Here is a 25,796-nt window from a genome sequence, read left to right on the forward strand (position 1 = left end):
CAAGCCTTGCGGCCAGCAGCGGAAGGAGCCCCCGGCCCGGGCCCCGGGCCGGGGGCTCGACCTTGGTCCGGTACGGGCCTACCGTGGAATGTGACACCCGACACGCAGGGCAAGGGGTCGTGCCATGGTCGAGGAACTGGTAGTGGCGGCGGCGGGCGCCGGGTCCGCGTGCGTGGTGTACGCGGCGGCGGCGTCCCGTGTGGTGAAGCAGTACGAGCGCGGCGTCGTGCTGAGGCTCGGCCGGCTGCTCCCGGAGATCAGGAAACCCGGGTACACCATGGTCATCCCGGGCGTCGACCGGCTGCGCAAGGTCAATATGCAGATCGTGACGATGCCGGTGCCCGCCCAGGAGGGCATCACGCGGGACAACGTGACGGTGCGCGTCGACGCCGTCGTCTATTTCAAGGTCGTCGACCCCGCCGAGGCCGTGATCCAGGTCGAGGACTACCGCTTCGCCGTCTCCCAGATGGCCCAGACCTCGCTGCGCTCGATCATCGGCAAGAGCGACCTGGACGACCTCCTCTCCAACCGCGAGAAGCTCAACCAGGGCCTGGAGCTGATGCTCGACAGCCCGGCCATCGGCTGGGGCGTGCACATCGACCGCGTCGAGATCAAGGACGTCTCCCTGCCGGAGACGATGAAGCGCTCGATGTCGCGCCAGGCGGAGGCGGAGCGGGAGCGGCGGGCGCGCGTGATCAACGCCGACGCGGAGCTCCTGGCGTCGAAGAAGCTGGCCGAGGCGGCGGCGACGATGTCGGAGCAGCCGTCCGCGCTCCAGCTGAGGCTGCTCCAGACGATCGTGGCGGTGGCCGCGGAGAAGAACTCCACGCTGGTGCTCCCTTTCCCGGTCGAGCTGCTGCGCTTCTTGGAACGCGCGGGCCACGAGCCGGCGACGCCGGCGAAGCCGGCCCGCCCGGAGGGCGCGGCGCGGGACGATGACGACACGGCCGTGGTGCGGGACACGGACGCGGCGCGGGAAGAACCGGGCACGGAGCAGGTCTGAACCAGGCCGGCCGGATGTGCCGCAAGTCACCGACCGAGTGCGGCCCTTGAGGCCCGCCGGGTGGTTGCGGCTTCCCCGGGCGGGGCATCACACAAGCCACGGCCCCCGGACACACCTCCACGGTGTCCGGGGGCCGCGTGCCTCACGGGGCTCCTTGGGGCCGGGTCCCTCAGAACTCGAAGACCGTGCCCTGGGCCGCCCGCTTCATGCACGGGTTGGCGAAGGTGTGCTCGTAGCTGACCCGCTTGCCCTGCCAGACGCCTTCGGCGGTGACGACGATCGGGTTCCACTCCTTGGTGCAGAAGGTGTCGGCCTTGAGCGCGATCGTCTTGTCGAAGTCGCCGTCGACGGCGCGCAGCTGGTCACAGGCGCCCTTGACGTCCGGGTGCGTGCCGGTCGCCTTCGGCATACAGGTCAGGGTCACGGCGCGCTGCACCCCGGAGCTGTCCCTGTTCTCGCCCTGACCGATCGTCAGGACAAGCGAGGAGGGCGCGAACAGGCTCGTGGGGAACAGACTCTGCGCGTGTGCCGCCGGTGCGGCGGCGGGGGCCGGTGCGGCGCTCGCGGCCGTCGACGTCCCGGCCGCCACCAGGCCGCCCAGTGCCAGCGCGGCCCCCAGTGCGAACCCTCCAGTGATGTACCGCATTCCGAACGCTCCCTTGTGTGTGGTGTCGGATAACGGACCGGAGTCTTGCTGAAGTTGAGCATGAACGCACACCGAACGGACACTTTCGGTCGCTGGTTGAAAACCCTGAGTAGTGGCCTGAACTGGTGTGAGGCAGGTCTCGCGAGAGCCGTCCCGGGCGGGGTGGGGTTCTGCCGCATGCCCGTTTTGCGGGGGAAAGTTGGGAATTAATGTTACAGGGATGTTGACCAGCAAAGATTCCTTGTAATCAACGAATAATTAACAAACACGCCTTCGAAAAGTTCATTTGCGGTGCCTGAAACCATCGGATCTAATGATCCGCACCCCGGGGTGGGCGACCCCCGCACCCCGGCCGAAAAGAGGCCCGCCGAATGACCGGTCGGCGGTCGGAGTGATTCAGGAGCGCGGCAGCAAATGGCCGAAGTGCACTCAGGGAGACCCCCAGGAACGCCTTCCGGAGGCCCTTTCGCCGCCGCCTGCCGGGCCTTCCGGCGTGACCGCACCGGCATGGCCGCCCTCTTCGTGGTCGTCCTCTGCGCCCTGCTCGCGCTCGCCGCGCCCCTCCTCGCGGCCCTCTACGGCAAGAACCCCACCGACCACTACGGGCAGGACGAGCCCGGCCTCCTCAGCGCCGAGGGCCTGCCCGTCCAGCCCAACGGGGGCATCTCCGCCGACCATTGGTTCGGCGTCGAACCCGGCCTCGGCCGCGACGTGCTCACCCAGCTGCTCTACGGCATGCGCACCTCGCTGCTGGTCGCCCTGGCCTCCGTCGCCGTGATCGCCGTCGTCGGCGTCGTCCTCGGCGTGACCGTCGGCTACCTCAGCGGGGTCGCGGACCGCGCCTTCACATTTGTATGCAATGTGATGCTTGCTTTTCCGACACTTCTGCTGCTGCTCGCGCTGAGCCCCGTCATCCAGACGCGCTTCGTCGCACCCGGCGAGAACGAGCCCGTCTGGATGCAGTTCACCTCGCTCATCCTGGTCTTCGCCGCCTTCGGCTGGGTGCCGCTCGCGATGGTGCTGCGCACCGCCGTGCGGAGCCTGCGCGAGCGGGAGTTCGTCGAAGCGGCACGGGCCGCCGGCGCGAGCCGCCGCCACATCGTCCTCCGCGAGCTGCTGCCCAACGTCTGGGCGCCCGTGCTCGTCCACATCACCCTCGCCGTGCCCGGCGTCGTCACCGCCGAGGCCGCGCTGTCCTTCCTCGGGGTCGGCATCAACGAGCCCGTCCCCGACTGGGGCCGCATGATCTCCCGCGGCTCCGAGGTCTTCTACGACGACCCCACCTACATGGTCTTCCCCGGCGTGGCGATCCTCGTCTTCGTCCTCGCCTTCAACCTGCTCGGCGACGCGGTGCGGGACGCTCTCGACCCGCGCACCGCCCGCTGAACCACGCCTCACCCCGCAACGCACCTTCCGATCAACGGAGTTCACCATGCCCCGCTTCCGCACGCGCACCGCAGCCCTGCCGGCTCTCGCCACCGCCGCCGTGATGCTGATGTGCTCCTGCTCGGCGGGCGCGGGCTCCGGGGCGGCCGAGGGCGGGAAGGGCGGCGCGGACGCCGTGCGGAGCGGCAAGCGCCTCACCGCGACCCTCGGCACCGCCGGGGACAGCCGGGGCCCGGCCCCCGCCGACCCGGACGCGCGCTCCGGCGGCACGGTCAGGATCGCCAACCTCAACGACTACAGCCACCTCGACCCGCAGAAGATCTACGCGGGCGAGTCCTACAGCACCTCCCTGCTGTGGGGCCGCCAGCTGACGCAGTATCAAGTGGTGGATGGCAGGCCCAAGCTCGTCGGCGACCTCGCCACCGACACCGGGCAGTCCTCCGACGGCGGCCGCACCTGGACCTACCACCTCAAGGACGGCATCGCCTGGGAGGACGGGCAGCCGATCACCGCCGAGCAGGTGAAGTACGGCATCGAGCGCACCTTCGGGCCCGGCTTCGAGCTCGGCCCCACCTACTGGCCCGAGTGGCTGACCGGCTCCGAGGACCGCACCGCCGCCGTGAAGAAGTACGGCGGCCCCAAGTCCACCGAGAACGCAGACCTCGACGCCATCGAGACCCCGGACGATCGGACCGTCGTCTTCCACTTCCCCGAGCCGCAGTCCGACGTGCCCTACATGGCCGCCCAGTCCTCCTCGTCCCCCGTCCGCAAGGACAAGGACACCGGCACCGACTACGACGTGAAGCCATTCGCCAGCGGCCCGTACCGGATCGCCGAGCACAAGCGGAACCAGAGCCTGACCCTGGAGCGCAACCCGCACTGGAAGCCGGAGACCGACCCGATCCGCCACCAGTACCCCGACCGCTTCGAGTTCACCTTCGGCAAGAAGATCCTCAACACCGCGCAGGAGGTCTTCAACAGCCGCGGCGACGGCGCCGGCACCGTCTCCACCAAGAACGAGGTGCCGCCGGAGCTCTACGCCGAGGCCCGGCGCGACCCGAAGAAGCGCGAACTCCTCGTCGCCGGCAGCCAGGGCGCGTACACCAGCGACCTCTACATCAAGAACAACCGCGTCACCGACCCCGAGGTCCGCAAGGCCATCCACTACCTCTTCCCGCGCGAGCAGGCCCGCCAGGTCCTCGGCGGCCCCCGCCTCGGCGACTTCGCCACCACGCTCTCCTCGCCCGCCGTCGTCGGCTGGAAGAAGTACGACCTCTACCCGGTGCGGCCCGGCGGCGACATCGAGAAGGCCAAGGAGCACCTCGCCAGGGCCAAGGGCAAGGTCACCACGCTGACCTACGCCTACGAGAGCGACGCCCCCGAGAAGGACCGCCTCGCGCAGGTCCTCGTCGACGCCTTCGCCAAGGCCGGCATCAAGCTCGTCACCAAGCCGATGGACAAGGCCGCCTTCAACGACCAGGTCTTCCGCGGCGACGCCCCCTACGACCTGTGGATCTCCACCAACTCCGTGGACTGGCCCACCCCCTCCACGCTGCTGCCCGACAGCTACCACAGCAAGCTCGACGCCCTCGCCAACTCCACCCGCTACAGCAACCCCCAGGTCGACAAGGAGCTGGAGCGCATCGCCACGATCGGCGACGCGCAGCAGAAGGCCGCCGCCCTCATCGACCTGGAGCAGGTCGTCATGAAGGACGTCCCGGTCGTGCCCTTCCTCTACACCAGCGTCACGCAGTTCCGGGGCAAGAACATCGGCGGCGCCGCCATCCACCCGATCTACGGCTCCATCGCGGCCGCCGGGCTGTACGTGAAGAAGTCCTGACGTGATCGCCTACCTGCTCCGGCGGGCCCTCCAGGCAGCGGTGGTGCTCCTCGCGATCACCGCCGTCGCCTTCGGGCTCTTCTACGCCGCCCCCTCCGACCCGGCCCTCATCGCCTGCGGCCCCAAGTGCGACACCGGCCAGGTCGAGGCCGTACGCCACAGCATGGGCCTCGACCAGCCGCTGACCGGGCAGTTCACCGACTACCTGCGCGGACTCGTCGCCGGCCGCACCATCGCCGACGTCGACGGCAGCCCCATCGACTGCTCGGCGCCCTGCCTCGGCTACTCCTACACCCTCCACCAGCCGGTGCTCGACGCCATCGGCGACCGCTTCCCGGTGACCCTCTCGCTCGCGGGCGGCGCGCTCGCCGTGATCGTCGTCCTCGGCATCGGCACGGGCTTCGTCGCCGCCCTGCGCCGCGGCACCGCCACCGACCGGCTGCTGTCCGGCTTCACCCTCGTCGGCGCCAGCGTGCAGATCTACTTCCTCGGCTACGCGCTGCAGTACCTCCTCGTCTACAAGACGGACGTGCTCTCGGTGCCCGGCTACACACCCTTCGCCGACGACCCCGCCGCCTGGGCGGCCGGGCTGGCGCTGCCCTGGCTCGTCCTCGGCTTCGTCAACGCCGCCGTCTTCGCCCGCCTCTCCCGCTCCCAGATGCTGGAGACGATGCACGAGGGGTATGTGCGCACCGCGCGCGGCAAGGGGCTCGGCGCCCTGCGGGCCCACGCGAAGTACACGGCGCGCGGCGCGGCCGCACCGCTGGTGCAGCTCCTCGGGCTGGAGGCGGGCGCCCTGTTCGGCGGGGCGTTCATCACCGAGACCGTCTTCGGCCTCGGCGGCGTCGGCAAGCTCGCCGTCGACTCCGTCGTCCAGAACGACCTGCCCACGGTCGTGGGCACCGTCCTGCTCGCCGCCTTCTTCGTGGTGCTCTTCGTCGCCCTCGCCGACCTGGTGGTGGCCTGGCTCGACCCGAGAGTGAGGCTCGCGTGAGCGTGCTCGACGTACGCGATCTGACCGTCTCCTTCACCGGCAGGGGCACCACGGTCACGGCCGTGGACAACGTCTCCTTCGGCCTCGAACGCGGCGAAGTCCTCGGCCTCGTGGGGGAGTCGGGCTCAGGCAAGTCCACGGTCGGCCTCGCCGCGATGGGCCTGCACGACGCGGCCCGCACGACGGTGACCGGCAGCATCACCGTAGGCGGCACGGAGGTCGTCGGCGCGCCCGACTCCGCCCTGCGCAAGCTGCGCGGCGCGCGGATCGCCATGGTCTTCCAGGACGCGCTGGCCGCGCTGTCGCCCTTCCACACGGTGGGGGCACAACTGGCGGAGGCGTACCGCCTGCACGCGGGGACCGGCCGGGCCGAGGCGCGCGAACGCGCGGCCACCATGCTCGACCGTGTCGGCATCCCGCCCGCCCGCGCCCGCGACTACCCGCACCAGTTCTCCGGCGGTATGCGGCAGCGCGTCATGATCGCCATGGCGCTGGTCAACTCGCCCGACGTACTGGTGGCGGACGAGCCGACGACGGCACTGGACGCGCGCGTGCAGCGGCAGGTCCTCGCGCTCATGGCGGAGCTGGCGCGGGAGAGCGGCACGGCGGTGCTGCTGATCACCCACGACGTGGGGGTCGTCGCGGAGATGTGCGACCGCATGCTGGTCATGCGGGGCGGGCGGGGCATCGAGTCGGGCCCCACCCGCGAGCTGCTCGCGGCCGCCTCCCACCCGTACACCCGCGCCCTGATCGGTGCGGCACCGACGCTCTCGACGGTGCCGGGGTCGCGGCTGCCGACGGTGGACGACCCGGAACCGGCCCGTGCGGTCAGGGATACGGAACGCGCCTCCGGCGAGGGGGCCGTACTGGCCGAGGTCACCGATCTCACGGTCGAGTTCCCCGGCCGCCGCGGCCTCTGGGGGCGCAGGGCACAGCCCGTGGCCGCCGTCCGCGGTGTCAGCCTGCGTGTGCGGCGGGGGGAGACCCTCGGGCTCGTGGGGGAGTCCGGGTCCGGGAAGTCCACCACCGCCCGCGTCCTCGCCGGGCTGCAGCGGCCCACCACCGGAAGCGTCCGCTTCGACGGGCGGGACATCGGCCGGGCCTCCGTCGACACCGCGCTGCGCCGCGAACTGAGCCGCGACGTACAGCTCGTCTTCCAGGACCCGTACGCCTCGCTCAACCCCCGACGCACCGTCGAGGAGATCGTCACCCTGCCCCTGCGCGTGCACACCACGCTCGACGCGGCCGCCCGCCGCGAGCGCGCGGCCGAACTGCTGGGCCAGGTGGGGCTGGACGCGGCACACCTGTCCCGCTATCCGCACGAGTTCTCCGGCGGCCAGCGCCAGCGCATCGGCATCGCGCGGGCCCTCGCCCCGCGCCCCCGGCTGATCATCGCGGACGAGCCGGTCTCCGCGCTCGACGTGTCCGTGCAGGCCCAGGTGCTCAACCTGCTGATGGACCTGCGGGACGAGCTCGGGCTCTCCCTGCTCTTCGTGTCGCACGACCTCGCCGTCGTACGGCACTTCTGCGACCGCGTCGCCGTCATGCGGGCCGGGAGCGTGGTGGAGAGCGGCCCGCGCGACGAGGTCTTCGACGACCCGAAGGCCGACTACACGCGTGAGCTACTCGCGGCCACCATGTAGGGCCCCCGCGCCGCCGCCCGGGGAGCCGCCGCCCGGGGAGGGGACGGGCGGCGGCGCGGGGCGCCGGGGGCGGAGGAGGTCCACGGGGGAGCCGGCGATGTCCTCGGCGAGGCTGATCCTGTGCTCCTCCGCCGGGCACTCCGGCCCCCGTGGCAGGCCGTCCAGCCAGGCGGCGAGGGCCGCGGCGTAGGACGCGGCGCCGGGCGGCAGGGCCCTGCCCGACAGATCCGCCTCCAGGCCGGCGCGCGCGATCCGCAGCGCGTCCGCGCGGGAGGCGAGGAACTCGGCGGAGAACTCCCGCTCGCCGGGGAAGGAGAGCACGGCGGCACGATTGATCTTTTGGATCGACTCCAACTCTCTGGCGCCCGGCGGCAGTTCATGCCCGCACGTGTACTCGACGAGGTCGAGGAGCGGCAGGGCCGGGCCCTCCGCCTTGAGAAGCCACGCATCGATGAACTCGCCGAAGTGCGTACGGAACCTGCGCCGCCACTCCGGCGACATCACCGGGGCCACCATCCGCCAGGCGTCGGCCAGGGCCCGCTCCAGCGCGGTGCGCGGCGGCGGGGTACGGCCGAGATCCACGGGCAGGAAGTCGAGCAGGGCGTACGCGTACGGCGGGGGCAGCGGTGGGGGCTGCCCGCTCGTCCCGCACTCCTCCGGCCACCCGTCGAGGATGAAGAACCACACCAGCCACGCCGCCCCCCGCTGTAACCGCCCGCATTCGGCGTCCGGCATCACCCGCGCCGCGAACGCCGCGCACCCCGCCTTCCTGAACCGCCGCTGTGCGGAGAACGACTGCATGAGCCCCGTCCGCCGCACCCAGCGGTCGATGAACGCCGCGGCCTCCGCGGCACACGGATTGACGCGGAGGCGGGGGGTGGGCGCCGGACTGCTGGGCATGCGGTTCCTCACCGGGTAGTGCGCTCGGGGTTAACAATTTCTACCCGGCGCCGTACGGGAACCACGGCTTGTCAGCGCACTCGGGGGCGCGCGCTCGCGGGCGCGCGCCGCTGTTCCGGGGCCGGGCGCTCACTTCCCCCAGCGCTCGGCGGCGTTGACCTGCCGCACCTTGGCGCTGAGCAGCTCGGAACGGGTGACGGCCCGCACGGCGTCGGGACGCGCCTCCCACTCCTTCCCGCCGTGCGGCGGGCGGAGCTGGAGGTTGGGTCCTTCGTTGCCCATGACCTGCCCGACGCGGTCGGTGCGGGTGTCGATGACGAACATCCCTGTCTCCGGTGGCGGTTGATGCCCGTAGCAGTCACAGGAGGCGAGGGGTGAACTGGGCTTGATGTCGATCCCGTGGGCGGTGGCCCAGATGTAGACGCCGCAGGTGTTGCTGCTTTGGTCGTGGCTGGTGCGGGATGGCTCTGGCGGGGTGGGTTCGCTGATGGGGTGGTCCGGGGTCCCGGCTGCGGGCGCGAATACCTTCCGTACCCGCTCGAAGCAGCGGGAGATAAAGTGACGCATGTCGACGCTCCTTTGTCAGCGTTGGCCATGCCCCGGGGTCGTGTCAGCGGCCGCCGGGGTCTGACGTTTCGTGAACACCCTCAGCAATGAGGGCGGTTCGGTGTGTGACTGCGGCCTCAGCATGGTCTGGAACTCGACCAGATCGCAACTGACTCTTTGGAACTTGACCCATGATTTTTTCGAGCCAGTAGCCTGTGCCCCTGTAGGCCTGCATGGAGGGGGTTCACGTGGCCGAAGTTCGCCCAACCGTTCGACGTCGTCGTCTCGCGGCAATGCTGACCAAGTTCCGTGAAGAGGCAGGTAAAACCCCGGAGCAGGCGGCCGACCGGATCGGATGCCACCGAACGAAGGTCAACCGGATCGAAAATGCGCGCCTTGGGATCTCGTTGGGAGAGCTACGCGATTTGCTCAGCTTCTATGGGGTGAACGACCCGGACCAGATTGACGAAATGGTGTCGCTGGCCCGTCGGGGGCGGGAACCCGGCTGGGTAAGGCGGGCCGGCATTGCCAGGCCGTCCTACTCGGACTACATCGACTACGAGGAGACGGCCGACTACATCCGGACCTATGAGGCAACTCTGGTCTCGGGGCTCTTGCAGACCCCTGACTATGCACGAGCAGTCCTGCAAGCAGCGCCGTCAACCCTCCAGCCCGAGGCCGTTGACGCCTTGGTGACAGCGCGTATGGAGCGTCAGGAAGTGCTGAGGAGAGACCTGCCGCCCCGTTTGTGTGTGATCGAGAGCGAGGCGGCCCTCCGGCTCCAGATCGGCGGAGCGGAAGTGATGCGCAGACAACTCGAACACTTGGAAGAGGCGGCCCAACGTCCTAGCGTGGAACTTCAGGTCATCCCCCACCGCGCAGGGGCACACGCCGGGCTGTTCGGGGCATTCGTGCTGTTCAGTTTCCCCAACCCGGCGTTCTCCGACGTCGTCTGCGTCGAGCACCGAACAGGCACTCTGTACATGGAGACGCCGGAGGAGACCGGGGAATATACGCTGATCTTCGATTCGCTCCGGTCGATTGCCTTGAGTCCGGTGGACAGTCTCGGCCTGATCGCCCGGATACGGCGCGAGATGTAGCAGCGGAAGCAGAGAGGTAGTCAGGGATGTACGCCCCGGAGCTCCGACACTCAAGATGGCGCAAGAGCAGTTACAGCGGACAGGGCGGCAACTGCCTGGAAGCGGGCGGCGGTACCGTCGGCATCATCCCGATACGCGACAGCAAGGCACCCGACGGCCCCACCCTGCTCGTCCCCACCGGCGCCTGGGGCGACTTCATACGCAACGTCAAGGCCGAGCACTTCGGTTGACCCGGCCCAGCCGGCGGCGCATGCGGTCAGCAGTCGACTCCTACGACTCGTACGCCCACGCGCGGCCGGTCTGCCGGTATTCCCCGACCGGGATCGGCTCGACTCCGGGCCGCATCCGGGCGGTGTAGAGGAGGCCGTCGAGGTGGTCGATCTCGTGGTGGATCAGCCGGGCCAGGCCGCGCTCGTACACCGTGATCCGGGTGGTGCCGTCCAGGGCGGTGGCCTCCACGGTGATCCGCAGGGGACGAGGGACCATGCCACGGACGTCGAAGAAGCTGAGGCACCCCTCGTACTGCTCGTCCGTCTCTTCGGAAGTCGCGGTGATGCGCGGGTTGAGGAGCACGATCGGCTCCGCTCCGGCTTCGGTCGGCCGTACGGCCGCGGCCGCGCGGGCGATGCCGATCTGCGGGGCCGCGAGCCCCATGCCCTTGCCGCTGAAATCGTGGGCCCGGGCGATGCGGTCCATGGCGTCGGCCAGCCGCTCGATGACGTGCTCGGCAGCGTCCTTCTCGGCGGGCAGCTCGAAGGGGTCCGCGGGCTCGGCGAGGATATCGGCGCCGTGCTGGACGACACCGAGGTCCCGCATGCGCTGGCTGGGTTGCACCTCGATCACCGCAACTCTCCCTGGTTCGCTTCGGATTCGGGCCTCGCCCGGAACTTCCATTCGAGACGGTAGCGGGCGTGGAGGGCAGGGGTGGACGTGGACCAGGTGAATACGCTGGTCTCACCGTCGTCGTGACGGCTCGGAGCGGTCCGCAGCGGGGCCGCCTCGGCGGTCATGGAGGTCTCGGTGCCCCACACCATCGCGTCGAGCATGACGGGGAAGGCGAGCTGAACCTCCAAGTGCTCGGTGGGCACCCGGACCGCGCGCTGGAACCACCGCCCCCATTTGTGGTCGCTGACGGAGTACGCGTACTCGATCCACACGGACTCGCCCGGGTACAGCGGGAAACGGCCCTGATCGTTCTCGAAGAGGAGCCAGATCTCCTTGAAGGCGTCGCGGTCGTGTTTGGTCTCCCACTTCATCTCCTCTCCTCGGCAGCTAGCGGTCAGCTCGAGTTCGTCCCAGGTCAGGGGGTGCTCGCGGTAGTGGGCGTTGGACCGCTCGGGCTCGCCGGGGTAGCGGTCCACAGAAATCCGGATGAGGTAGCGGGTCACCGGCTCCTCGCCGGTGTTCCGCAGCAGGCGGCGCATGGTGAGCCGGTACATGGAACCGTCGTAGTCCAGGCGGGCTGCGTCATGCTCGACCATGAGCGCTGACCCGGTGGCGTATGGCTGCTCGGCCCGGCGCGGAGTCGGTGGGGTGGCAGGGCTGTGCGCCCGGGCCTTGGCCGCCTCGTACTCGCACCAGCGTTTCCAGATCGCTTTGCCGGCGTTCATGGTCTCGTCCGCGCGGCGGGCGAAGTCCTCGGACGGCTTGGTACGCCCGGCCTCCATGTGGCTGACATAGGACGGCGTGTAGCCCATGGCAGCCGCGAGGGCCTTCTTGGACAGGCCCCGGACCTCTCGCCAGTAGGCGACCTCGGCCGCGAACGCCTCGATGGCTTGCTCGACAGTGATGACGTCGGTCTGCGCATCCATCAATGCCCCTGCCCCGGATGCCGATTGAGTGAGTGAGTGAACGGGTGAGTGATCTCAGTTCACCATTACCTCGCGTGCCCTGACAGAGGTTTGCTTCCCTCGGCCGGACCGGTTCAACTCCCCATGGCTCGGCGAGCTTCCGTGGTCGTTGGCGGCGCAACGTTCGGCTGTGATGAACCAGCGGTGCTGTTCGAGGAGGCCCAGGTTTCCCGGCTCGTTGGGGGCTGGGGTGGTTCAAGTCGTAGGGAGGGGGTGATTTGAGATGACGTTCCTGGACGGTGTGCAGGAGGAAGCGCCGGTCGTGATTGAGCTGGGTGACGCGGCGGCGCTGACGATGGGCAATGAGAACGACAGCGTTGAGAGCAAGCAGGAACCGTACAGCTGATCGCAACGACGGTGGCCTCCCGGCCAGGGAGGTCGCCGTCTTTCTCGTCTGCGGCAAGTGAGGGGAGGCAGCGATGCGTTGGTTTGGAGGGTGTGCTCCTGCTCCTGGCACCCGGCCGGTCATGCCCATGGGTGCTCGGCTGTTGTGGAGTGACCCGCCCGTGTGGATGGTGGGGGCCTGGCCGGATCGTCTGGTGCGGTCGGTGGATGGTGGTGGGGCTCGGATCGCCGTGTTCGGATCTTGTTCTGCGAGTGCGGAGGACGTCGCCCGATTTCTGACCGTGGATGATCTGTCGGCTGCGGTCGACGGGTGGGCTGGGTCGTTCACGGTGGTGCGGGTTACCGGGGACGGCGTGGTCGAGGTGATCGCGGACGCGGCGCATGCCTGTCCCGTGTACACCGCGCGGTTTTCGGGTGGGGTGGTGTGGGGATCCAGCTCGCGGGCTTTGTCTGGCCTGGTCGGCGGGGGTGTCGATGCGGACTGGCTGGCCGCATTTCTGTCGGACAAACGAACTGTGTTGTCTGGGCGTAGCGCTTGGGAGGGGGTCGTGCCGGTCCCGGCGGGGCACTGGTTGATCATGCGGCCAGGTGGTGGGGCTTCGGTGCGGCCGTGGTGGACACCGCGGCTACGCAGTTACACCGAGGCTGTACCGCTGGTGCGCCGGGCGCTGCTGGACGGGGTTCGGGCCCGGGCCGAGGGTGTGGCCGTCTCCAGTGATGTGGCCGGGATGGATTCCACTACCGCGGCTGTCATCGCTTTGCGGTACGGTCCGGTCCTGGGGATGACCGTTCATCCGGAGGGGGTCAGTGAGGGGGGTGATGTGCGGTATGCCCGTGCTCTTGATCTCCCAGGCTTGACGCACACGCTGTTCCCGTTGCGTTCCGAGCATCTTCCGTTCAGTCCGGCGGACGAGCCGTTGTCGGCGACGGATGAGCCTGCCCCGTCGTCCGTTTCGTGGGCGATGCTCTCGGCACAGTTGCGGGCCGTCGCCGATGCCGGGTCGGTCTGTCATCTGACGGGCGATGGCGGTGACAACCTGTTCTTGTCGCCGCCGACCCACCTTGCGGATCTCGTCCGGCGCGGTCGGCTCCTTCGTATGGTGGGGGACGCTCAGGCATGGGCCCGGTTGCGGAAGGTCAGCCCGTGGCCTCTGGTCGCTGCCGCGCTCCGTCAGGACGGCGGGCAGCTGGCGCGGCCATGGCTGTCCCGCCCGCCCTGGCTCCTGACCACTGTCCCCGCGTTGCGCGTTGATGCGTCGGCCGATGCCGGGCTGGTCGCGGGGGTGCGCGGAGCAGCACGTCGTGCCTACGCCGATTCCCAGCTTACCGACGCTTTCGGCCTCGAGCTGCAGAATCCCTACTTCGATGGGGCCGTACTCGACGCCGTAGCCTCCGTACCCTCCTGGGAGCGGTTCAGCGTCTACCGCTGCAAGCCGCTTCTGGTGGATGCGGTCGGAGACCTCCTGCCGGAGCTTCACCGGCGGCGGGTGACGAAGGGGGTGTTCGCCGAGGACTTCCACCGTGGCATTCGGGTCAACCTTCGGCGATTGCTCAGCATGGCGGGTGGGCGGCTCGCCGACTTGGGGCTGGTCGACCCGCTCCCTCTCCGCGCCGCAATTCATGGTGCGGCGCTCGGGGCGAAGACGGTGTGGCCCCCGCTATTGTCCGCGCTGGCGGCCGAGATGTGGCTCGAGGTCGTCGAGACAACACCACCTGTCACATGGGTGTCGATCGAGGAGGGCATCGGATGACCGTCTCGGCCAGGGTCGCTGTGATGACGCCGTTCGCGTACCTGGTCATCGACTATCGCACCGGCCGCACCCAGCTGCTCTCCACGCGACCAGATGGTTCTCGGCTCGCAGCGGGGGCCGCGATCGTCCCTCACCCGGGTGCGTCTCTTTCTTGGGGGACGAACGAGGTACCTGCGGTGTTGGGCCCGGTGCCCTCGGCTTCCCTGCTTTGGAGGCTCGGCGCCGTGCCCGCGCTGATGGTGACGGCTGTAGTCAGTGCCATGGGGTGCCGCCGCGGGAAGTTCTGGCGCATGGTCCGTCTCTCGTGCTGCGGACGCAGGTTTCCTCCGGCGAGCCGGGCCCAGGCCGAGGCCGCTGTTCGCGCGGTCCGCTGGGCTTCGCCGGTGATCCCTGCACGATGGGCTTGCCTGGAGCAGTCGGCCGCAGCGGCAGTGCTCCTGGCTGCGGCCGGGCGGCGCGCGGAGTGGCGGCACGGAGCTGCCCCCGACCCGTGGCGGCTCCATGCCTGGATAGCGGACTCTGCGGGCGTCCCCGTCGAGGAGCCCGCTGACACAGTCCTGTACACCCTGACCTACACACCGGACGGTCCGGTCCGCCGGGCGCCCGAAGGGAGCACCGAATGACCAATCCCCAGATCCTGTTGTCGGGCGAGCAGCTTGGTCTCGCCCAGCCGCGGCGTGAGCTGCTGCCTGAGTATCACCGGTGGGAGAACGACGTGGCCACGGTGGTGGGGTACGGGAACCAGTTCCCCCAGGCGTGGGAGGTTCGTGAGGCCGGCTGGGAGCGGCAGCGGGCGAATCACAATTACGCGCAGTTCGAGGTGGTGCGCCTGGAGGACATGACTGCGGTCGGGATGACGGTGCTGACGGTCAACACCTTTGTCCGTACTGCCGAGTTCGTTCTCGTTATCGCGCCCGAAGCACGCGGGAAGGGGTATGCGACCGAGGCGACCCGTCTCGCGCTCGACTGGGCGTTCCATGTCGGCGGGCTGCGGATGGTGTGGTTGAAGGTGCTGGAGCCGAATCAGGCTGGGGTTACGGCGTATGAGAAGGCCGGGTTCCGGCATGTGGGGCGGCTGCGGCAGTCCGGGTACTGGTTGGGGCAGCCGGTGGATGAGCTGCTGATGGACGCGCTGCCCGCGGACTTGCCCGGGCCGTCAGCAGTACGAGTGGCTCTCGGGGAGAGCGGATGATGTCGGTCGTGGTCTGCGGCGGCCGACGGTGCAGGGCCGACCCAAGGGGAGCGTGACCAGCACAGCGCCGATCGTCAGCCGCCCCCCATCTCGATCAGTCGCCGGGCCGCGGTCAACGCGCCGTCGGTGCGCATGGAATTGGCGACGGTTCGGGCCCTGTCCGCCACCTCGGGATCGAGGGCGTGGCGGAGGGCGGTGAGCAGTGAGTCGGGGGTGGGGGCGCCGGGCGGGAGCGCGGTGCCGATGCCGAGTCGGTCGACGCGGTGGGCGAAGTAGAACTGGTCGAACATCTGCGGGGCGATCACTTGCGGTGTCCCGGACGTCGCGGCGGCGGTGGTGGTGCCGGCGCCGCCGTGGTGCACCACAGCGGCGACCCGCTGGAACAGTGCCCGCTGGTTCACCTCGCCGATCGACAGGCAGTCGGGCTCGTCGTCCACGGGGGACAGGTCGGCCCAGCCGCTTGCGAGGATCACGCGCCGTCCGAGCGAGCGGGCCGCATCGATCATCGCCCTGGTGATGCCCTCAGGCGCGCGCATGCTGCCGAACCCGCAGTAGACGGGTGGTTCACCGGCGTTCAGGAACGCCTCCAGTCCGGCGGACAGCGGCCGGTCGTCCGGCAGCATCCAGGCTCCGGTCTGGACCACGTCCAGTTCGGACGGCTCGGGCGGCTCGGACGGGTCCGGCCAGGGTGCCAGCACCGGGTCCGCGGCCAGCCACGGGCTGTCGGTGAGGATGTGGGAGCGCACGTCCTCGACCGGCGGCAGTCCGATGGCCGCGCGCCGCGCGTCAAGAGCCGTGCGCCATAGGGTGTTCCAGCGCGCGGCGTCCTCGTCCCAGAGCGTGCGGTTGTCGACCGGCCCGTCCGGCGGTTTCTGCCCGAGCATCTTGAAGACGGGCGGTGCGTGGTGCGCGGACGGCAGCGTGATGGGGGCGAACGCGGCGTGGACGTGGCCGATGCCGCGCTGCTCGGCCACCGAGCGGGCGGCGACCGCCAGCCCGCCGCCGCCCACGATGGCGTGGCAGCCCTCGGCGGCCGCGCCGACCGCCTCGAACTGCTCGGCGACCGTGTTCTCGATCATCCGACGCCGCTGCTCGGGTGTGGGGACGGTACCGGCGTTCCGCTTCGCGGTCCCGCGCAGCTCGGGTCCGGCGGAGAGGTACGTGACCCCCAGGGACTCGGCCCATTCGTGGAAGTCGGGGGGCGCGCACACCACGGCGTCGTGCCCCATTGCTTTGAGCTGCACGGCCAGCGCCACGAGTGGCTGGACCTCTCCGCGCGACCCGATCGTGGACAACAGAAAACGCATCTCGCTCCCGTCCCGCGCCGGACCCCTCGGCGCGCGAGAAGCGATTTTCGCCCCTTATGGGGGCCTTGCGGCAAGTCCCCCTGTCCGGTATACGGTTGAAATGCGGGGAGAGGAGAGCCCGGCCCGGCGAACGGGGCGGCCCTTAGGGTTGTCGCCATGAACAGCACACCGCAGGTGACACTGAAGCCCTGGAGCGAAGACGACTTCTGGGTGTTGCGCAGGGCCAACGCGCCCGAAATGACCGAGCACTTGGGCGGGCCCGAGACCGAGGAACAGCTGGTCGCGCGGCACCGGCGGTACGTCGGGCTGAGTGAGCGCGGGCGGATGTACCGGGTCGTGTCGGAGAGCGGCGAGACCGTCGGCTCGATCGGCTTCTGGGAGTCCGACTGGCAGGGCGGCGCGGTGTGGGAGACCGGGTGGTCGGTGCTGCCCGAGTTCCAGGGGCGGGGGCTCGCCGCGGTGGCGGCCGGGGCGGTCGTCGAGGCGGCGCGGGCCGCCGGTCGCCATCGCTATCTGCACGCGTTCCCCGGAGTGGACCACCCCGCCTCGAACGCGGTCTGCCGCAAGGCGGGTTTCGAGCTGCTCGGCGCGGTCGAGGTCGAGTATCCGAAGGGCAGTTGGATGAGGTCCAACAACTGGCGGCTGGACCTCAAGAGCGTGTGACTCACCGCTCCGCCGGGTCGCGTCGGAATGCCGCGCAGGCCATCGTCACCGCCGCCCCCACCGCCGCCCACGCGGACAGCACCAGCAGCGGCCCCGTCAGCGCGTTGCCCCGGAAGTACGCGATGGAGCGCGCCGACCAGGTGCCCGCCCCGGGCGGGAGCGCGGGGCCGATGGCGCGCCAGAAGGGGGGCAGGAGGGGATAGGGATAGGCGCCGCCCGCGCTGGGGTTGCCGAGGACCACGACGATCGCGATGGCCAGGCCGATGCCGATGATGCCCGCCAGCCCCTGGAGCGCGAGGGTCGTGGCGCCGACGGCGAAGACCACCAGCGCCCCCAGCCCCCACAGGCCCGGGACGCTGCCGGGCAGCGCGCCCAGGACGGGGCCCGCGATGACGGCGCCGAGCAGGCCCGCGACGGCGGAGTAGAGCGCGAGCGCGGCGAGGCGGAAGCCCGCTCGCCGGGGGTTCGCGGGGCGGGCGCCGGCGCTGATCGCGAGGATCGCGGCACACAGATAGCCGCCCACGCACCAGCCCACCACCAGATAGAACGAGCTCAGGCCGCGCGAGTCGCCCGCACCGGCCGGAGCGATGTCGGTGACCTTCAGCGAGCGCCGCTGCGCGGCCTCGGCCCGGGTGACGACGGCCTCGGTGGCCTGGGCGAGCGAGGCGCCCGAGCCCCCGGCGACGAGCAGGGTGTCGGTGGTGCCGCGCGGGTCGACGACGAGGGCGGCCTCCAGCTCGCGGTCGTGGATCCGCCGCCGCGCCTCCGCCTCGTCGCGGACCGCGCTCGCGTCCAGAGGGCTGCCGGGCAGCGCGCCCAGCTTGCGCACCAGCTCCCCGCTCAGCTGCGGCGGAGCGGCGACGCCCAGCGCGATGTCCTTCGGCTGCGGGGCGTGGAAGGCGCCGATGTAGGACGTGATGAACGCGAGCTGGAGCACCAGCGCGCCGATCACCAGCAGCGCCGCGCGGACCGTCACCGCCTCCCGCACTTCCTCGGCGAAGGTGGGGGAGGGGCTGTCACCCGGGGTGCGGTCCATGTCCCGAGCCTGCGGGGTCGGGCGGGCGGCCGCAGGCGGTGCGGGCCGTTCGGGCGACCACACGCTGCGTTCGTATGAATGTTCGAGCGAGTGGTTTATGGTGGAGAGGAGGGGCGGAAATCAGCCAGGGGGTGAGCGAGCGGCAGGAGGTGCGATGGCGGGGTTCACGCACCTGCACACCACATCGGGGTTCTCGATGCGGTACGGCGCCGCGCACCCGGAGCGCCTGGCCGAGCGCGCCGCCGAGCGCGGCATGGACGCCGTCGCCCTCACCGACCGCGACAGCCTCGCCGGAGCGGTCCGGTTCGCCAGGGCGGCAGGGGCGGCCGGGGTGCGGCCGCTGTTCGGCGTCGACCTGGCCGTACGGGAGCGGACCCCCGCCCCCGGGCCCACGGTCCGCCGCCGCACCCCCGTGCGCGGTGGCGCCTTCGTCGACGAGTCGGTGCCCCGCGTGACCTTCCTCGCCCGGGACGGCGCGGCCGGCTGGGCGGCCCTGTGCGGGCTGGTCTCCGCCGCGTGGGCCACCGGAAGCGGGACCAGCGGCCACGTCACCGCCCGCCCCGAGCTCGCCCACGAGGACCTCGCGGCCGCCGCCACCGGCATCCGGGCACCCCTGACCGTCCTCCTCGGCCCCTCCTCCGAGGTCGGCCGCGCGCTCGTCGCCGGGCGCCCCGACCGGGCCGCGCGGCTGCTCGCGCCCTGGCGGGAAATGTTCGGTGACTCCCTGCGGCTGGAGGTCGTCTGCCACGGCCGCACCGGCACCGGCCCCGGCTCGCTGCGGCTCGCCGCCCGCACCCTCGGCCTCGCCGCCGAAGCGGGCGTACGCCCCGTGCTGAGCAACGCCGTCCGCTACGCCGACCCCGGCCAGGGGCCCGTAGCCGACGTGCTCGACGCGGCCCGCCGCCTGGTGCCGATCGACCCCCGCAAGCCCCTCGACAGCGGTGAGCGCTGGCTCAAGGGGCCGAAGGAGATGGCGGCCGTCGCCGAGCGGGTCGTGGAGGCCGCCGGGTTCCGCCGCGACGCCGCGCACCGGCTGCTCGCCCTGACCGAGGAGACCGCCGCCGCGTGCCTCGTCGACCCCGAGGACCACCTGGGCCTGGGCTCCGTCCACTTCCCTGAACCCCACCTCGTCGGGGCCGGTCACCGCACCGCCGCGCGCGTGCTGCGCGCCCGCTGCGCCGGGGCCCTGGTGCTGCGCGGCCACGACCGGGACCGCCGCTACTGGGACCGGCTGGACGACGAGCTGCGCATCATCGAACAGCGCGGCTTCCCCTCGTACTTCCTCACCGTCGCCCAGGTCGTCGACGACACCCGCGCCCTGGGCATCCGGGTCGCCGCGCGCGGTTCCGGCGCGGGCTCCCTGGTCAACCACCTGCTCGGGATCGCCCACGCCGACCCCCTCGAACACGGGCTGCTGATGGAGCGCTTCCTGTCGGCCCGCCGGACCGCGCTGCCCGACATCGACATCGACGTGGAGTCCGCGCGCCGCCTGGACGTCTACCGCGCGATCTTCGACCGCTTCGGCGCGGACCGGGTCGCGACCGTCGCCATGCCCGAGACCTACCGCGTGCGGCACGCCGTACGGGACGTGGGCGCCGCCCTCGGCATGGACCCCGCCGAGGTCGACCGGCTCGCGAAGTCCTTCCCGCACATCCGGGCCCGGGACGCCCGCGCCGCCCTGCGGGAACTGCCGGAGCTGCGCGGTGTGGCGGCCGAGGAGCACGGCCGGCTGTGGGAGCTGGTCGAGGCGCTGGACGGGCTGCCGCGCGGCATCGCCATGCACCCGTGCGGGGTGCTGCTGTCGGACGCGACGCTGCGGGCCCGTACGCCGGTCGTGCCGACCAGCGGCGAGGGCTTCCCGATGGCGCAGTTCGACAAGGACGACGTCGAACACCTCGGGCTGCTCAAGCTCGACGTGCTGGGCGTGCGGATGCAGTCGGCGATGGCGTACGCGGTGGCGGAGATCGAGCGGGCCACCGGCCGCCGGGTGGATCTGGACGACCCCGCGCAGGTGCGGCCGGGCGACCGGGCGACGTACGAGCTGATCCGCTCCACCGAGACCCTCGGCTGCTTCCAGATCGAGTCGCCCGGCCAGCGGGACCTGATCGGCCGGCTCCAGCCCGAGACCTTCCACGACCTGGTGGTCGACATCTCGCTCTTCCGGCCGGGCCCGGTCGCCGCCGACATGGTGCGGCCCTTCATCGAGGCCCGGCACGGGCGGGCGCCGGTGCGCTACCCCCACCCGGACCTCGCGGAGACGCTGCGCGAGACGTACGGCGTGGTGGTCTTCCACGAGCAGATCATCGAGATCCTGCGGATCATGACCGGCTGCGACCGGCACTTCGCGGACGAGACGCGCCGCGCGCTGTCGGACCCGGAGCTGGTGGGCCGGGTGCGCGCGGGGTTCGCGGCGGAGGCGGCCGGGCGCGGCCACACCCCCGAGACCGTCCGCCGCACCTGGGAGATCGTGGCGGCGTTCGGCAGCTACGGCTTCTGCAAGGCGCACGCCGTGGCGTTCGCGGTGCCGACCTACCAGTCGGCCTGGCTGAAGGCCCATCACCCGGCGGCCTTCTACGCGGGGCTGCTCACGCACGACCCGGGGATGTACCCCAAGCGGCTGCTGCTCGCGGACGCGCGGCGGCGCGGCGTGCCGATCCTGCCGCTGGACGTGAACCGGTCGGCGGCCGCCTATCGGATCGAACTGGTGTCTGGTGGGTTCGGGATCCGGCTCGCGCTCTCCGAGGTGCAGGGCATCACCGAGGCCGAGACGCGGCGGATCGTCGCCGGGCAGCCGTACACCTCGCTCCAGGACCTGTGGCAGCGCGCCCGGCCCGCCCGGCCCGTCGCCGAACGGCTCGCTCGCGTCGGCGCGTTGGACGCCTTCGGCCCCAACCGCCGCGACCTGCTGCTGCACATCGCCGAACTGCACCGGCAGCGGCGCGGCCCCACCGCCCAGCCGACGCTGGTCGACAGCGCCCGCGCCGCGCCCGTCGGCCTGCCCGACCTCGACGCGGAGGAGCGCCTCGGCGCCGAGCTGAGCGTGCTCGGCATGGACACCTCGCGCCATCTGATGTCCGACCACCGGGCGTTCCTCACCGAGCTGGGCGCCCTCCCGGCGAAGCGGCTGCGCGACGCGCGGCACGGCGAGACCGTCCTGGTCGCGGGCGCCAAGGCCGCCACCCAGACCCCGCCGGTCCGCTCGGGCAAGCGGGTCATCTTCACGACCCTGGACGACGGCACGGGCCTGGTCGACTGCGCCTTCTTCGACGCTCCCCCTAGGCCTGGCGGCCTGGGAGGTGCCCCCAGCCACGAGCGGTGCGCGCACACCGTCTTCCACTCCTGGCTGCTGCTCGTGCGCGGCGTCGTCCAGCGGCGCGGCCCCCGCAGCCTCAGCGTGGTCGGCGCGGCCGCGTGGGACCTCGCGGAGCTCACCAGGCTCCGCGCGGAGGGCGGCCTGGGCGCGGTGGCCGAGCTGCTGGCGAGCCCCGCGGGACCGTCCGCCGCGGCACCGGCCTGCCGCATCCACCTGTCCACCGGCTACGCGATGCACCCCTGGGCCGACCTTAGGCCGGCGGGTGAAGGCGCGCCCACCGGACGGAAGTTGTGGCACGCGAGCCCGGGGAGCGCGGGACGATGACCGAGCGCTCCCTGTCTTCCGTCCCGCCCCTTCCGGTGACTGCCGGCACGGGGGAGACAACAGTCCTGTACGTGCACTTCCACCCCACCGGCGGCGCGCCCGTCGACGAGGAGACCTACGACGGCCTGCTCGCCCTGCTCACCGACGTGACGCCCGTCGTCCAGGCGCTGCCTCCCGACGCCGCGCTGATGGACGTCCGCGGTGCCGTGCGCTACTTCGCGCACGACCCGGCCGAGCTCGCCGGCCTGCTGCGCGTCCGCGCGCTCGCGCGGTACGAGGCCGACTGCACGGTCGGCATCGCGGCCAATCCGATGCTGGCGCGGATGGCCGCGCACGACGGACCCCCCGGGACCGTGCGCGCGCTCCCCGCCGACCCCGCCGCCGTGGCCGCCTTCCTCGCCCGCAAGCCGGCCGCCGCGCTGTACGGCGTCGGCCCGGCGACCGCCCGCACCCTGTGCTCGTACGGGCTCGACAGCGTCGGCCGGATCGCCGCCGCGCCGCTCCCCGCGCTCCAGCGGATCCTCGGGGCGGCCGCGGGCCGGCGGATCCACGAGCGGGCGCGCGGCCTCGACCCGACGCCCGTCACACCGGGGGAGCGGGCCCGGTCGATGGGCGCGGAACACCGCTTCGCCGGGGACGAACTGGACGACGGCCGGCGGCGCCGCGCGCTGCTCACGCTCGCCGACGGGCTCGGGGCGCGGCTGCGGGAGGGTGAGCAGACCGCCCGCGGGCTGACGCTCACCGTCCGCTACGCCGACGGCTCCTCGACCACCCGCACCAGGTCCTTCGCCGAACCGACCGCGCACACCCCGGTGCTGACCGCCACCGCGTACGCGCTGCACGCCGCGCTCGGCCTGCAGCGGGCCCGGGTGCGGGCGGTGGCGCTGCGCGCGGAGGGGGTCGGCCCGGCCGGACTCGCGCCGTACCAGCTGACCTTCGACCCCGCCGACGACAAGGCGCGCCGGATCGAGGCGGCTGTCGACCGGGCGCGGGCGCGCTTCGGGGCGGGGTCGGTGGGGCCTGCGGCGACACTGGACGTGGCGTGAATCTTTCTGTCCAACTCCGTGCATTTGCTTGACGAAAGCAAGAAAGCCCCCGCACCCTACTCGCAAGTAAGTTTACGTCGCCTTAACGCTCCGGTAACCCACCTGCCGGCGCCGTTCCGACGTGCCCCATCCCCCACCTGCGAGGAGTTCAGATGAAGTCGCGCCGCAGACCCTTCCGCGCCCTGCTGCCCGCATTGGCGCTGACCCTGGCGGCTGCCGTCGCCCCGACGCTCGCGACGGCCACCCCGGCCCACGCCGCTCCGGTCAGCAGTGGCTGGAACAACGACTCCTGCAAGCCGTCGGCCGCGCACCCGCGGCCCGTCGTCCTCGTGCACGGCACCCTGGAGAACGGCACGGACAACTGGTTCTCCCTCGCGCCCTATCTGGTCGAACGGGGCTACTGCGTCTACTCCTTCGACTACGGCCAGGTGCTCGGCATCCCCGCCTTCTACGGCCTCGGGCCGATCGAGGAGGGCGCGGGCAAGCTCGCCTCGTTCGTCGATGAGGTGCTGGCCCGGACGGGGGCCGAGAAGGCCGACATCGTGGGCCACTCCCAGGGCGGGATGATGCCCCGCTACTACCTCAAGTTCCTCGGCGGCGCGCCCAAGGTCGGCACCCTCGTGGGTATCGCCCCCAACAACCACGGCACGACGCTGTCCGGCCTGACCAAGCTCCTGGACGTCGTCCCCGGCGCACGCGGGGTCCTCAAGAACTTCACCCCCGGCCTCACCGACCAGGTCGTCGGCTCGGACTTCATGCGCCGCCTCAACGAGGGCGGCGACACCGTGCCCGGCGTCAACTACACGGTGATCGCCACGAAGTACGACGAGGTCGTCACCCCCTACACCTCCGCCTTCCTCTCCGGCCCGAACGTGCGGAACGTCGTCGTCCAGGACCTCTGCCCGGTCGACGTCTCCATGCACCTGACCCTGGGCACGATCGACCGTCTCGCCTTCCACGAGACGGCCAACGCCCTCGACCCGGCGCACGCGACCCCCACCACCTGCAAGACGATGCTCAGCTGACCGGCGCGAAGCCGGGGCGCCCGGGAGAAGTCCCGGGCGCCCGCGGCCTTCGAGCGGCCCGCGGAAAACCGGTGGACCCGGCCCCCGCCCCCGGGAGACGCTGCCGCCGGATCTGGCGGCGAGGAACGCGGAGTTGAGAGCACATGGCAATCCTGACGGCGGGCAGTGACGTGACGGTCACCTTGACGAAGAGGGAGCGGACCAAGGTGCGTTACCCCGCGACCGTCGTCCACGACGACGGCACCCGCCTCGCCGTCCGCGCTCCGTGGGCGGGCGTCGCGGACCGCGACTTCGGCTTCGTCCGCTTCGAGCACGGCGACGTCTTCACCGAGCACTACTGGCGCGACCGCTGGTACGCGGTCAAAGAGGTCCGGTCCGCCGACGGAGCCCTGAAGGGCTGGTACTGCGACATCACCCGCCCCGCGGCCGTCGGGGACGGCACGCTCCTCGTCGAGGACCTCGACCTCGACCTCTGGGTGTCGGCGGACGGCGGCACGGTGCTGCGCCTGGACGAGGACGAGTTCGAGGAGAGCGGCCTGCGGACCCGCGACCCCGAGGCGGCGGACCGGGCCCGCGAGGCGCTGGAAGCGCTGGAGGCGCTGGCCCGCGCGGAGGGGCTCGCCGGGCTGCCGGCCGGCCGGACTCCTGCATAAGGTGTCGTTCGTGATCGATTCCCATGATGTCCGGCGTATCGCGATGGCTCTCCCGGAGACGGTGGAGAAGGAGGCGTGGAGCATGCCCACCTTCCGGGTCGCCGGGAAGATGTACATCACGGTCCCCGACGACGAGACGTCCATCGCCGTCCGCTGCCCCAGGCACGAACGCGCCGAGCTGATCGCCGCGGAGCCGGAGAAGTTCTGGGTCCCGCCGCACGAGGCGGCCTCCTCGTGGGTGCGGGTGCGGCTCGCCGCGCTGGAGGACCTGGCCGAGCTGCGCGACATCATCGTGGACTCCTGGCGGCAGGCGGCGCCGGAGCGGCTGCTCGACGCGGAGGCGGGTGCCTGACGGCAGGCGGAGGTCAGGCCCGTGGCAGGGCCGTGAGGAGAAGGGCCCGGCCGCCGTCAGACGCGGGCGACGGCGAGCAGGTGAGAGCTCGCGGCCAGGAGGTCGGGGTACGGTTCCGCGGCGCGGGCGGCGGAGAGGGCCGCGTTGAAGAGGGGCGTGCCGATGAGCGATGTCCCGGTGTGCTGTTCGGTGGCCTTGAGCAGGGACCAGGTCGGGCCTTCGATCGCGTGGACCGTGACGTCGTGGAAGCCGGCGGCGCGCATTTCCTCGGCCAGTTGGGGGCCGGTGGGGAAGAAGGCCGTGGTGAAGCCCTTGCGGCCCGATTCGTGGACACCCGTCGCGAGGATGTCGGTCACGGCGGCATGCACGTTCTCGCGGTCCAGCCACGTGGTGGCGGTGTGCTCGAAGAGGGACGCGTAGCGGTTGATCGCGGCGACCGCGACCAGCCCGCCCGGCGCCGCGACCCGGCGGGCTTCGGCCAGGGCCTGGTCGCGGTCGGCCCGGTCGGGGAGGTGGTACAGCGGGCCGAGCAGGAGCACCGCGTCGTACGATCCGTCGTCGGCACTGAGGTCGCGCGCGTCGCCGGTCTCGGCGGTGCAGCCGGCGCTTGCGGCCTGGTCGACGTGCCGAGCCACCGGGTCGACGAGATGACCCCGGTAGCCGTCGGCTGTGAGCCAGCGGGCGTGAGCGCCGGGCCCGCCGCCCACGTCGAGGACGGCCGCCGGTGCGGGGGGAAGATGACGCCGGAGGAGCTCCTGGGTACGGACCATCTCCAGCGCGCCGTCCGCCGAGGCCGACAGACGAGTGGCCTCGTCGAACGTCTCGGTGTAGAAGTCGATGATCTCGGAGTCCACTCGGGGGATCGTCATGCCGGGATGCTC

25 protein-coding genes are annotated in these 25,796 nt (G+C 71.4%); 17 read left to right on the top strand and 8 right to left on the bottom strand.

Features of this window, described 5'->3' with window-relative positions; genetic code table 11:
- Positions 1 to 124: 124 nt before the first annotated feature.
- Complete coding sequence (locus ACFY1P_RS17100; protein WP_390751010.1) at positions 125 to 1,003, top strand: slipin family protein; 879 nt, start codon at positions 125 to 127, stop codon at positions 1,001 to 1,003.
- A gap of 169 nt (positions 1,004 to 1,172) precedes the next feature.
- On the opposite strand, the gene ACFY1P_RS17105 is transcribed toward ACFY1P_RS17100, so the two are convergent.
- Entirely contained in the window at positions 1,173 to 1,649 is a 477-nt protein-coding gene (locus ACFY1P_RS17105) for a subtilase-type protease inhibitor (protein ID WP_361531765.1), read from the bottom strand.
- Positions 1,650 to 2,063: 414 nt separating this feature from the next.
- Here ACFY1P_RS17105 and ACFY1P_RS17110 point away from each other — a divergent pair, with 414 nt between their 5' ends.
- From ACFY1P_RS17110 to ACFY1P_RS17125, 4 genes are read left to right on the top strand one after another with little or no spacing between them, the layout of a single operon-like run.
- Positions 2,064 to 3,035 (top strand): ABC transporter permease, encoded by a 972-nt coding sequence (locus ACFY1P_RS17110; RefSeq protein WP_390751011.1) that lies wholly within the window; start codon positions 2,064 to 2,066, stop codon positions 3,033 to 3,035.
- A gap of 46 nt (positions 3,036 to 3,081) precedes the next feature.
- Positions 3,082 to 4,875 carry an ABC transporter substrate-binding protein gene (locus tag ACFY1P_RS17115; protein WP_390751012.1) on the top strand — a complete coding sequence of 598 codons (1,794 nt, stop codon included), beginning with the start codon at positions 3,082 to 3,084 and terminating at the stop codon, positions 4,873 to 4,875.
- Between the two features lies 1 nt (position 4,876).
- On the top strand, positions 4,877 to 5,869 hold the full coding sequence (locus ACFY1P_RS17120) for an ABC transporter permease (RefSeq protein ID WP_390751013.1): 993 nt from the start codon (positions 4,877 to 4,879) through the stop codon (positions 5,867 to 5,869).
- Positions 5,866 to 7,512, top strand: a complete 1,647-nt coding sequence (locus ACFY1P_RS17125) for an ABC transporter ATP-binding protein (RefSeq protein WP_390751014.1) — start codon at positions 5,866 to 5,868, stop codon at positions 7,510 to 7,512. The genes ACFY1P_RS17120 and ACFY1P_RS17125 overlap by 4 nt, the downstream gene beginning before the upstream one ends.
- On the opposite strand, the gene ACFY1P_RS17130 is transcribed toward ACFY1P_RS17125, so the two are convergent.
- Complete coding sequence (locus ACFY1P_RS17130) at positions 7,492 to 8,412, bottom strand: hypothetical protein (protein WP_390751015.1); 921 nt, start codon at positions 8,410 to 8,412, stop codon at positions 7,492 to 7,494. The two genes, ACFY1P_RS17125 and ACFY1P_RS17130, sit on opposite strands and share 21 nt — an antisense overlap.
- 129 nt (positions 8,413 to 8,541) lie before the next feature.
- Positions 8,542 to 8,979, bottom strand: a complete 438-nt coding sequence (locus ACFY1P_RS17135) for a hypothetical protein (RefSeq protein ID WP_390751016.1) — start codon at positions 8,977 to 8,979, stop codon at positions 8,542 to 8,544.
- Positions 8,980 to 9,251: 272 nt separating this feature from the next.
- On the opposite strand from ACFY1P_RS17135, the gene ACFY1P_RS17140 reads away from it, so the two are divergent.
- Both ACFY1P_RS17140 and ACFY1P_RS17145 read left to right on the top strand, forming a co-directional pair.
- Positions 9,252 to 10,058: a helix-turn-helix transcriptional regulator gene (locus ACFY1P_RS17140; protein WP_390751017.1), complete on the top strand. Its 807-nt coding sequence runs from the start codon at positions 9,252 to 9,254 to the stop codon at positions 10,056 to 10,058.
- A gap of 26 nt (positions 10,059 to 10,084) precedes the next feature.
- Positions 10,085 to 10,288, top strand: coding sequence for a DUF397 domain-containing protein (locus tag ACFY1P_RS17145; RefSeq protein WP_390751018.1), 204 nt, complete (start codon positions 10,085 to 10,087; stop codon positions 10,286 to 10,288).
- A 40-nt stretch (positions 10,289 to 10,328) separates the two neighbouring features.
- Here the strand turns inward: ACFY1P_RS17145 and ACFY1P_RS17150 are convergent, their stop codons facing one another.
- Together ACFY1P_RS17150 and ACFY1P_RS17155 are read right to left on the bottom strand one after the other, a co-directional pair.
- Positions 10,329 to 10,901 carry a peptide deformylase gene (locus ACFY1P_RS17150; protein ID WP_390751019.1) on the bottom strand — a complete coding sequence of 191 codons (573 nt, stop codon included), beginning with the start codon at positions 10,899 to 10,901 and terminating at the stop codon, positions 10,329 to 10,331.
- Positions 10,898 to 11,869 carry a helix-turn-helix domain-containing protein gene (locus ACFY1P_RS17155; RefSeq protein ID WP_390751020.1) on the bottom strand — a complete coding sequence of 324 codons (972 nt, stop codon included), beginning with the start codon at positions 11,867 to 11,869 and terminating at the stop codon, positions 10,898 to 10,900. The genes ACFY1P_RS17150 and ACFY1P_RS17155 overlap by 4 nt, the downstream gene beginning before the upstream one ends.
- A gap of 262 nt (positions 11,870 to 12,131) precedes the next feature.
- On the opposite strand from ACFY1P_RS17155, the gene ACFY1P_RS17160 reads away from it, so the two are divergent.
- The 4 genes from ACFY1P_RS17160 to ACFY1P_RS17175 all read left to right on the top strand — a co-directional run bounded on the left by ACFY1P_RS17160 (position 12,132) and on the right by ACFY1P_RS17175 (position 15,196).
- Entirely contained in the window at positions 12,132 to 12,254 is a 123-nt protein-coding gene (locus ACFY1P_RS17160; RefSeq protein ID WP_361527590.1) for an albusnodin family lasso peptide, read from the top strand.
- Between the two features lie 73 nt (positions 12,255 to 12,327).
- A complete protein-coding gene (locus ACFY1P_RS17165; protein ID WP_390751021.1) occupies positions 12,328 to 14,004 on the top strand; it encodes an albusnodin/ikarugamycin family macrolactam cyclase in 1,677 nt (558 codons plus the stop codon).
- A gap of 23 nt (positions 14,005 to 14,027) precedes the next feature.
- Positions 14,028 to 14,627 (top strand): lasso peptide biosynthesis B2 protein, encoded by a 600-nt coding sequence (locus ACFY1P_RS17170; RefSeq protein ID WP_390751083.1) that lies wholly within the window; start codon positions 14,028 to 14,030, stop codon positions 14,625 to 14,627.
- The gene (locus tag ACFY1P_RS17175; RefSeq protein ID WP_361527584.1) at positions 14,624 to 15,196 is read left to right on the top strand and encodes a GNAT family protein; all 573 of its coding nucleotides are present in this window, start codon (positions 14,624 to 14,626) and stop codon (positions 15,194 to 15,196) included. The genes ACFY1P_RS17170 and ACFY1P_RS17175 overlap by 4 nt, the downstream gene beginning before the upstream one ends.
- Positions 15,197 to 15,270: 74 nt before the next feature.
- On the opposite strand, the gene ACFY1P_RS17180 is transcribed toward ACFY1P_RS17175, so the two are convergent.
- The gene (locus ACFY1P_RS17180) at positions 15,271 to 16,503 is read right to left on the bottom strand and encodes a glycosyltransferase (protein WP_390751022.1); all 1,233 of its coding nucleotides are present in this window, start codon (positions 16,501 to 16,503) and stop codon (positions 15,271 to 15,273) included.
- A gap of 156 nt (positions 16,504 to 16,659) precedes the next feature.
- On the opposite strand from ACFY1P_RS17180, the gene ACFY1P_RS17185 reads away from it, so the two are divergent.
- Positions 16,660 to 17,166, top strand: coding sequence for a GNAT family N-acetyltransferase (locus ACFY1P_RS17185; protein ID WP_390751023.1), 507 nt, complete (start codon positions 16,660 to 16,662; stop codon positions 17,164 to 17,166).
- Between the two features lies 1 nt (position 17,167).
- Here ACFY1P_RS17185 and ACFY1P_RS17190 read toward each other — a convergent pair whose 3' ends face one another.
- A complete protein-coding gene (locus ACFY1P_RS17190; RefSeq protein WP_361527576.1) occupies positions 17,168 to 18,202 on the bottom strand; it encodes a DUF3533 domain-containing protein in 1,035 nt (344 codons plus the stop codon).
- Positions 18,203 to 18,356: 154 nt separating this feature from the next.
- On the opposite strand from ACFY1P_RS17190, the gene ACFY1P_RS17195 reads away from it, so the two are divergent.
- The 5 genes from ACFY1P_RS17195 (at position 18,357) to ACFY1P_RS17215 (ending at position 24,915) form a co-directional block, all read left to right on the top strand.
- The gene (locus ACFY1P_RS17195) at positions 18,357 to 21,839 is read left to right on the top strand and encodes a DNA polymerase III subunit alpha (protein WP_390751024.1); all 3,483 of its coding nucleotides are present in this window, start codon (positions 18,357 to 18,359) and stop codon (positions 21,837 to 21,839) included.
- On the top strand, positions 21,836 to 22,885 hold the full coding sequence (locus tag ACFY1P_RS17200; protein ID WP_361527572.1) for a hypothetical protein: 1,050 nt from the start codon (positions 21,836 to 21,838) through the stop codon (positions 22,883 to 22,885). The genes ACFY1P_RS17195 and ACFY1P_RS17200 overlap by 4 nt, the downstream gene beginning before the upstream one ends.
- Positions 22,886 to 23,037: 152 nt before the next feature.
- A complete protein-coding gene (locus ACFY1P_RS17205; protein ID WP_390751025.1) occupies positions 23,038 to 23,910 on the top strand; it encodes an esterase/lipase family protein in 873 nt (290 codons plus the stop codon).
- 143 nt (positions 23,911 to 24,053) lie between these two features.
- Positions 24,054 to 24,563 carry a DUF402 domain-containing protein gene (locus tag ACFY1P_RS17210; RefSeq protein ID WP_390751026.1) on the top strand — a complete coding sequence of 170 codons (510 nt, stop codon included), beginning with the start codon at positions 24,054 to 24,056 and terminating at the stop codon, positions 24,561 to 24,563.
- A 43-nt stretch (positions 24,564 to 24,606) separates the two neighbouring features.
- Positions 24,607 to 24,915 (top strand): MmcQ/YjbR family DNA-binding protein, encoded by a 309-nt coding sequence (locus tag ACFY1P_RS17215; RefSeq protein WP_390751084.1) that lies wholly within the window; start codon positions 24,607 to 24,609, stop codon positions 24,913 to 24,915.
- Positions 24,916 to 24,971: 56 nt separating this feature from the next.
- On the opposite strand, the gene ACFY1P_RS17220 is transcribed toward ACFY1P_RS17215, so the two are convergent.
- On the bottom strand, positions 24,972 to 25,784 hold the full coding sequence (locus ACFY1P_RS17220) for a class I SAM-dependent methyltransferase (RefSeq protein ID WP_390751027.1): 813 nt from the start codon (positions 25,782 to 25,784) through the stop codon (positions 24,972 to 24,974).
- Positions 25,785 to 25,796: the final 12 nt, after the last annotated feature.

The sequence above is a fragment of the Streptomyces sp. NPDC001407 genome, assembly GCF_042895325.1.
In the GTDB taxonomy this organism is placed as follows: domain Bacteria; phylum Actinomycetota; class Actinomycetes; order Streptomycetales; family Streptomycetaceae; genus Streptomyces.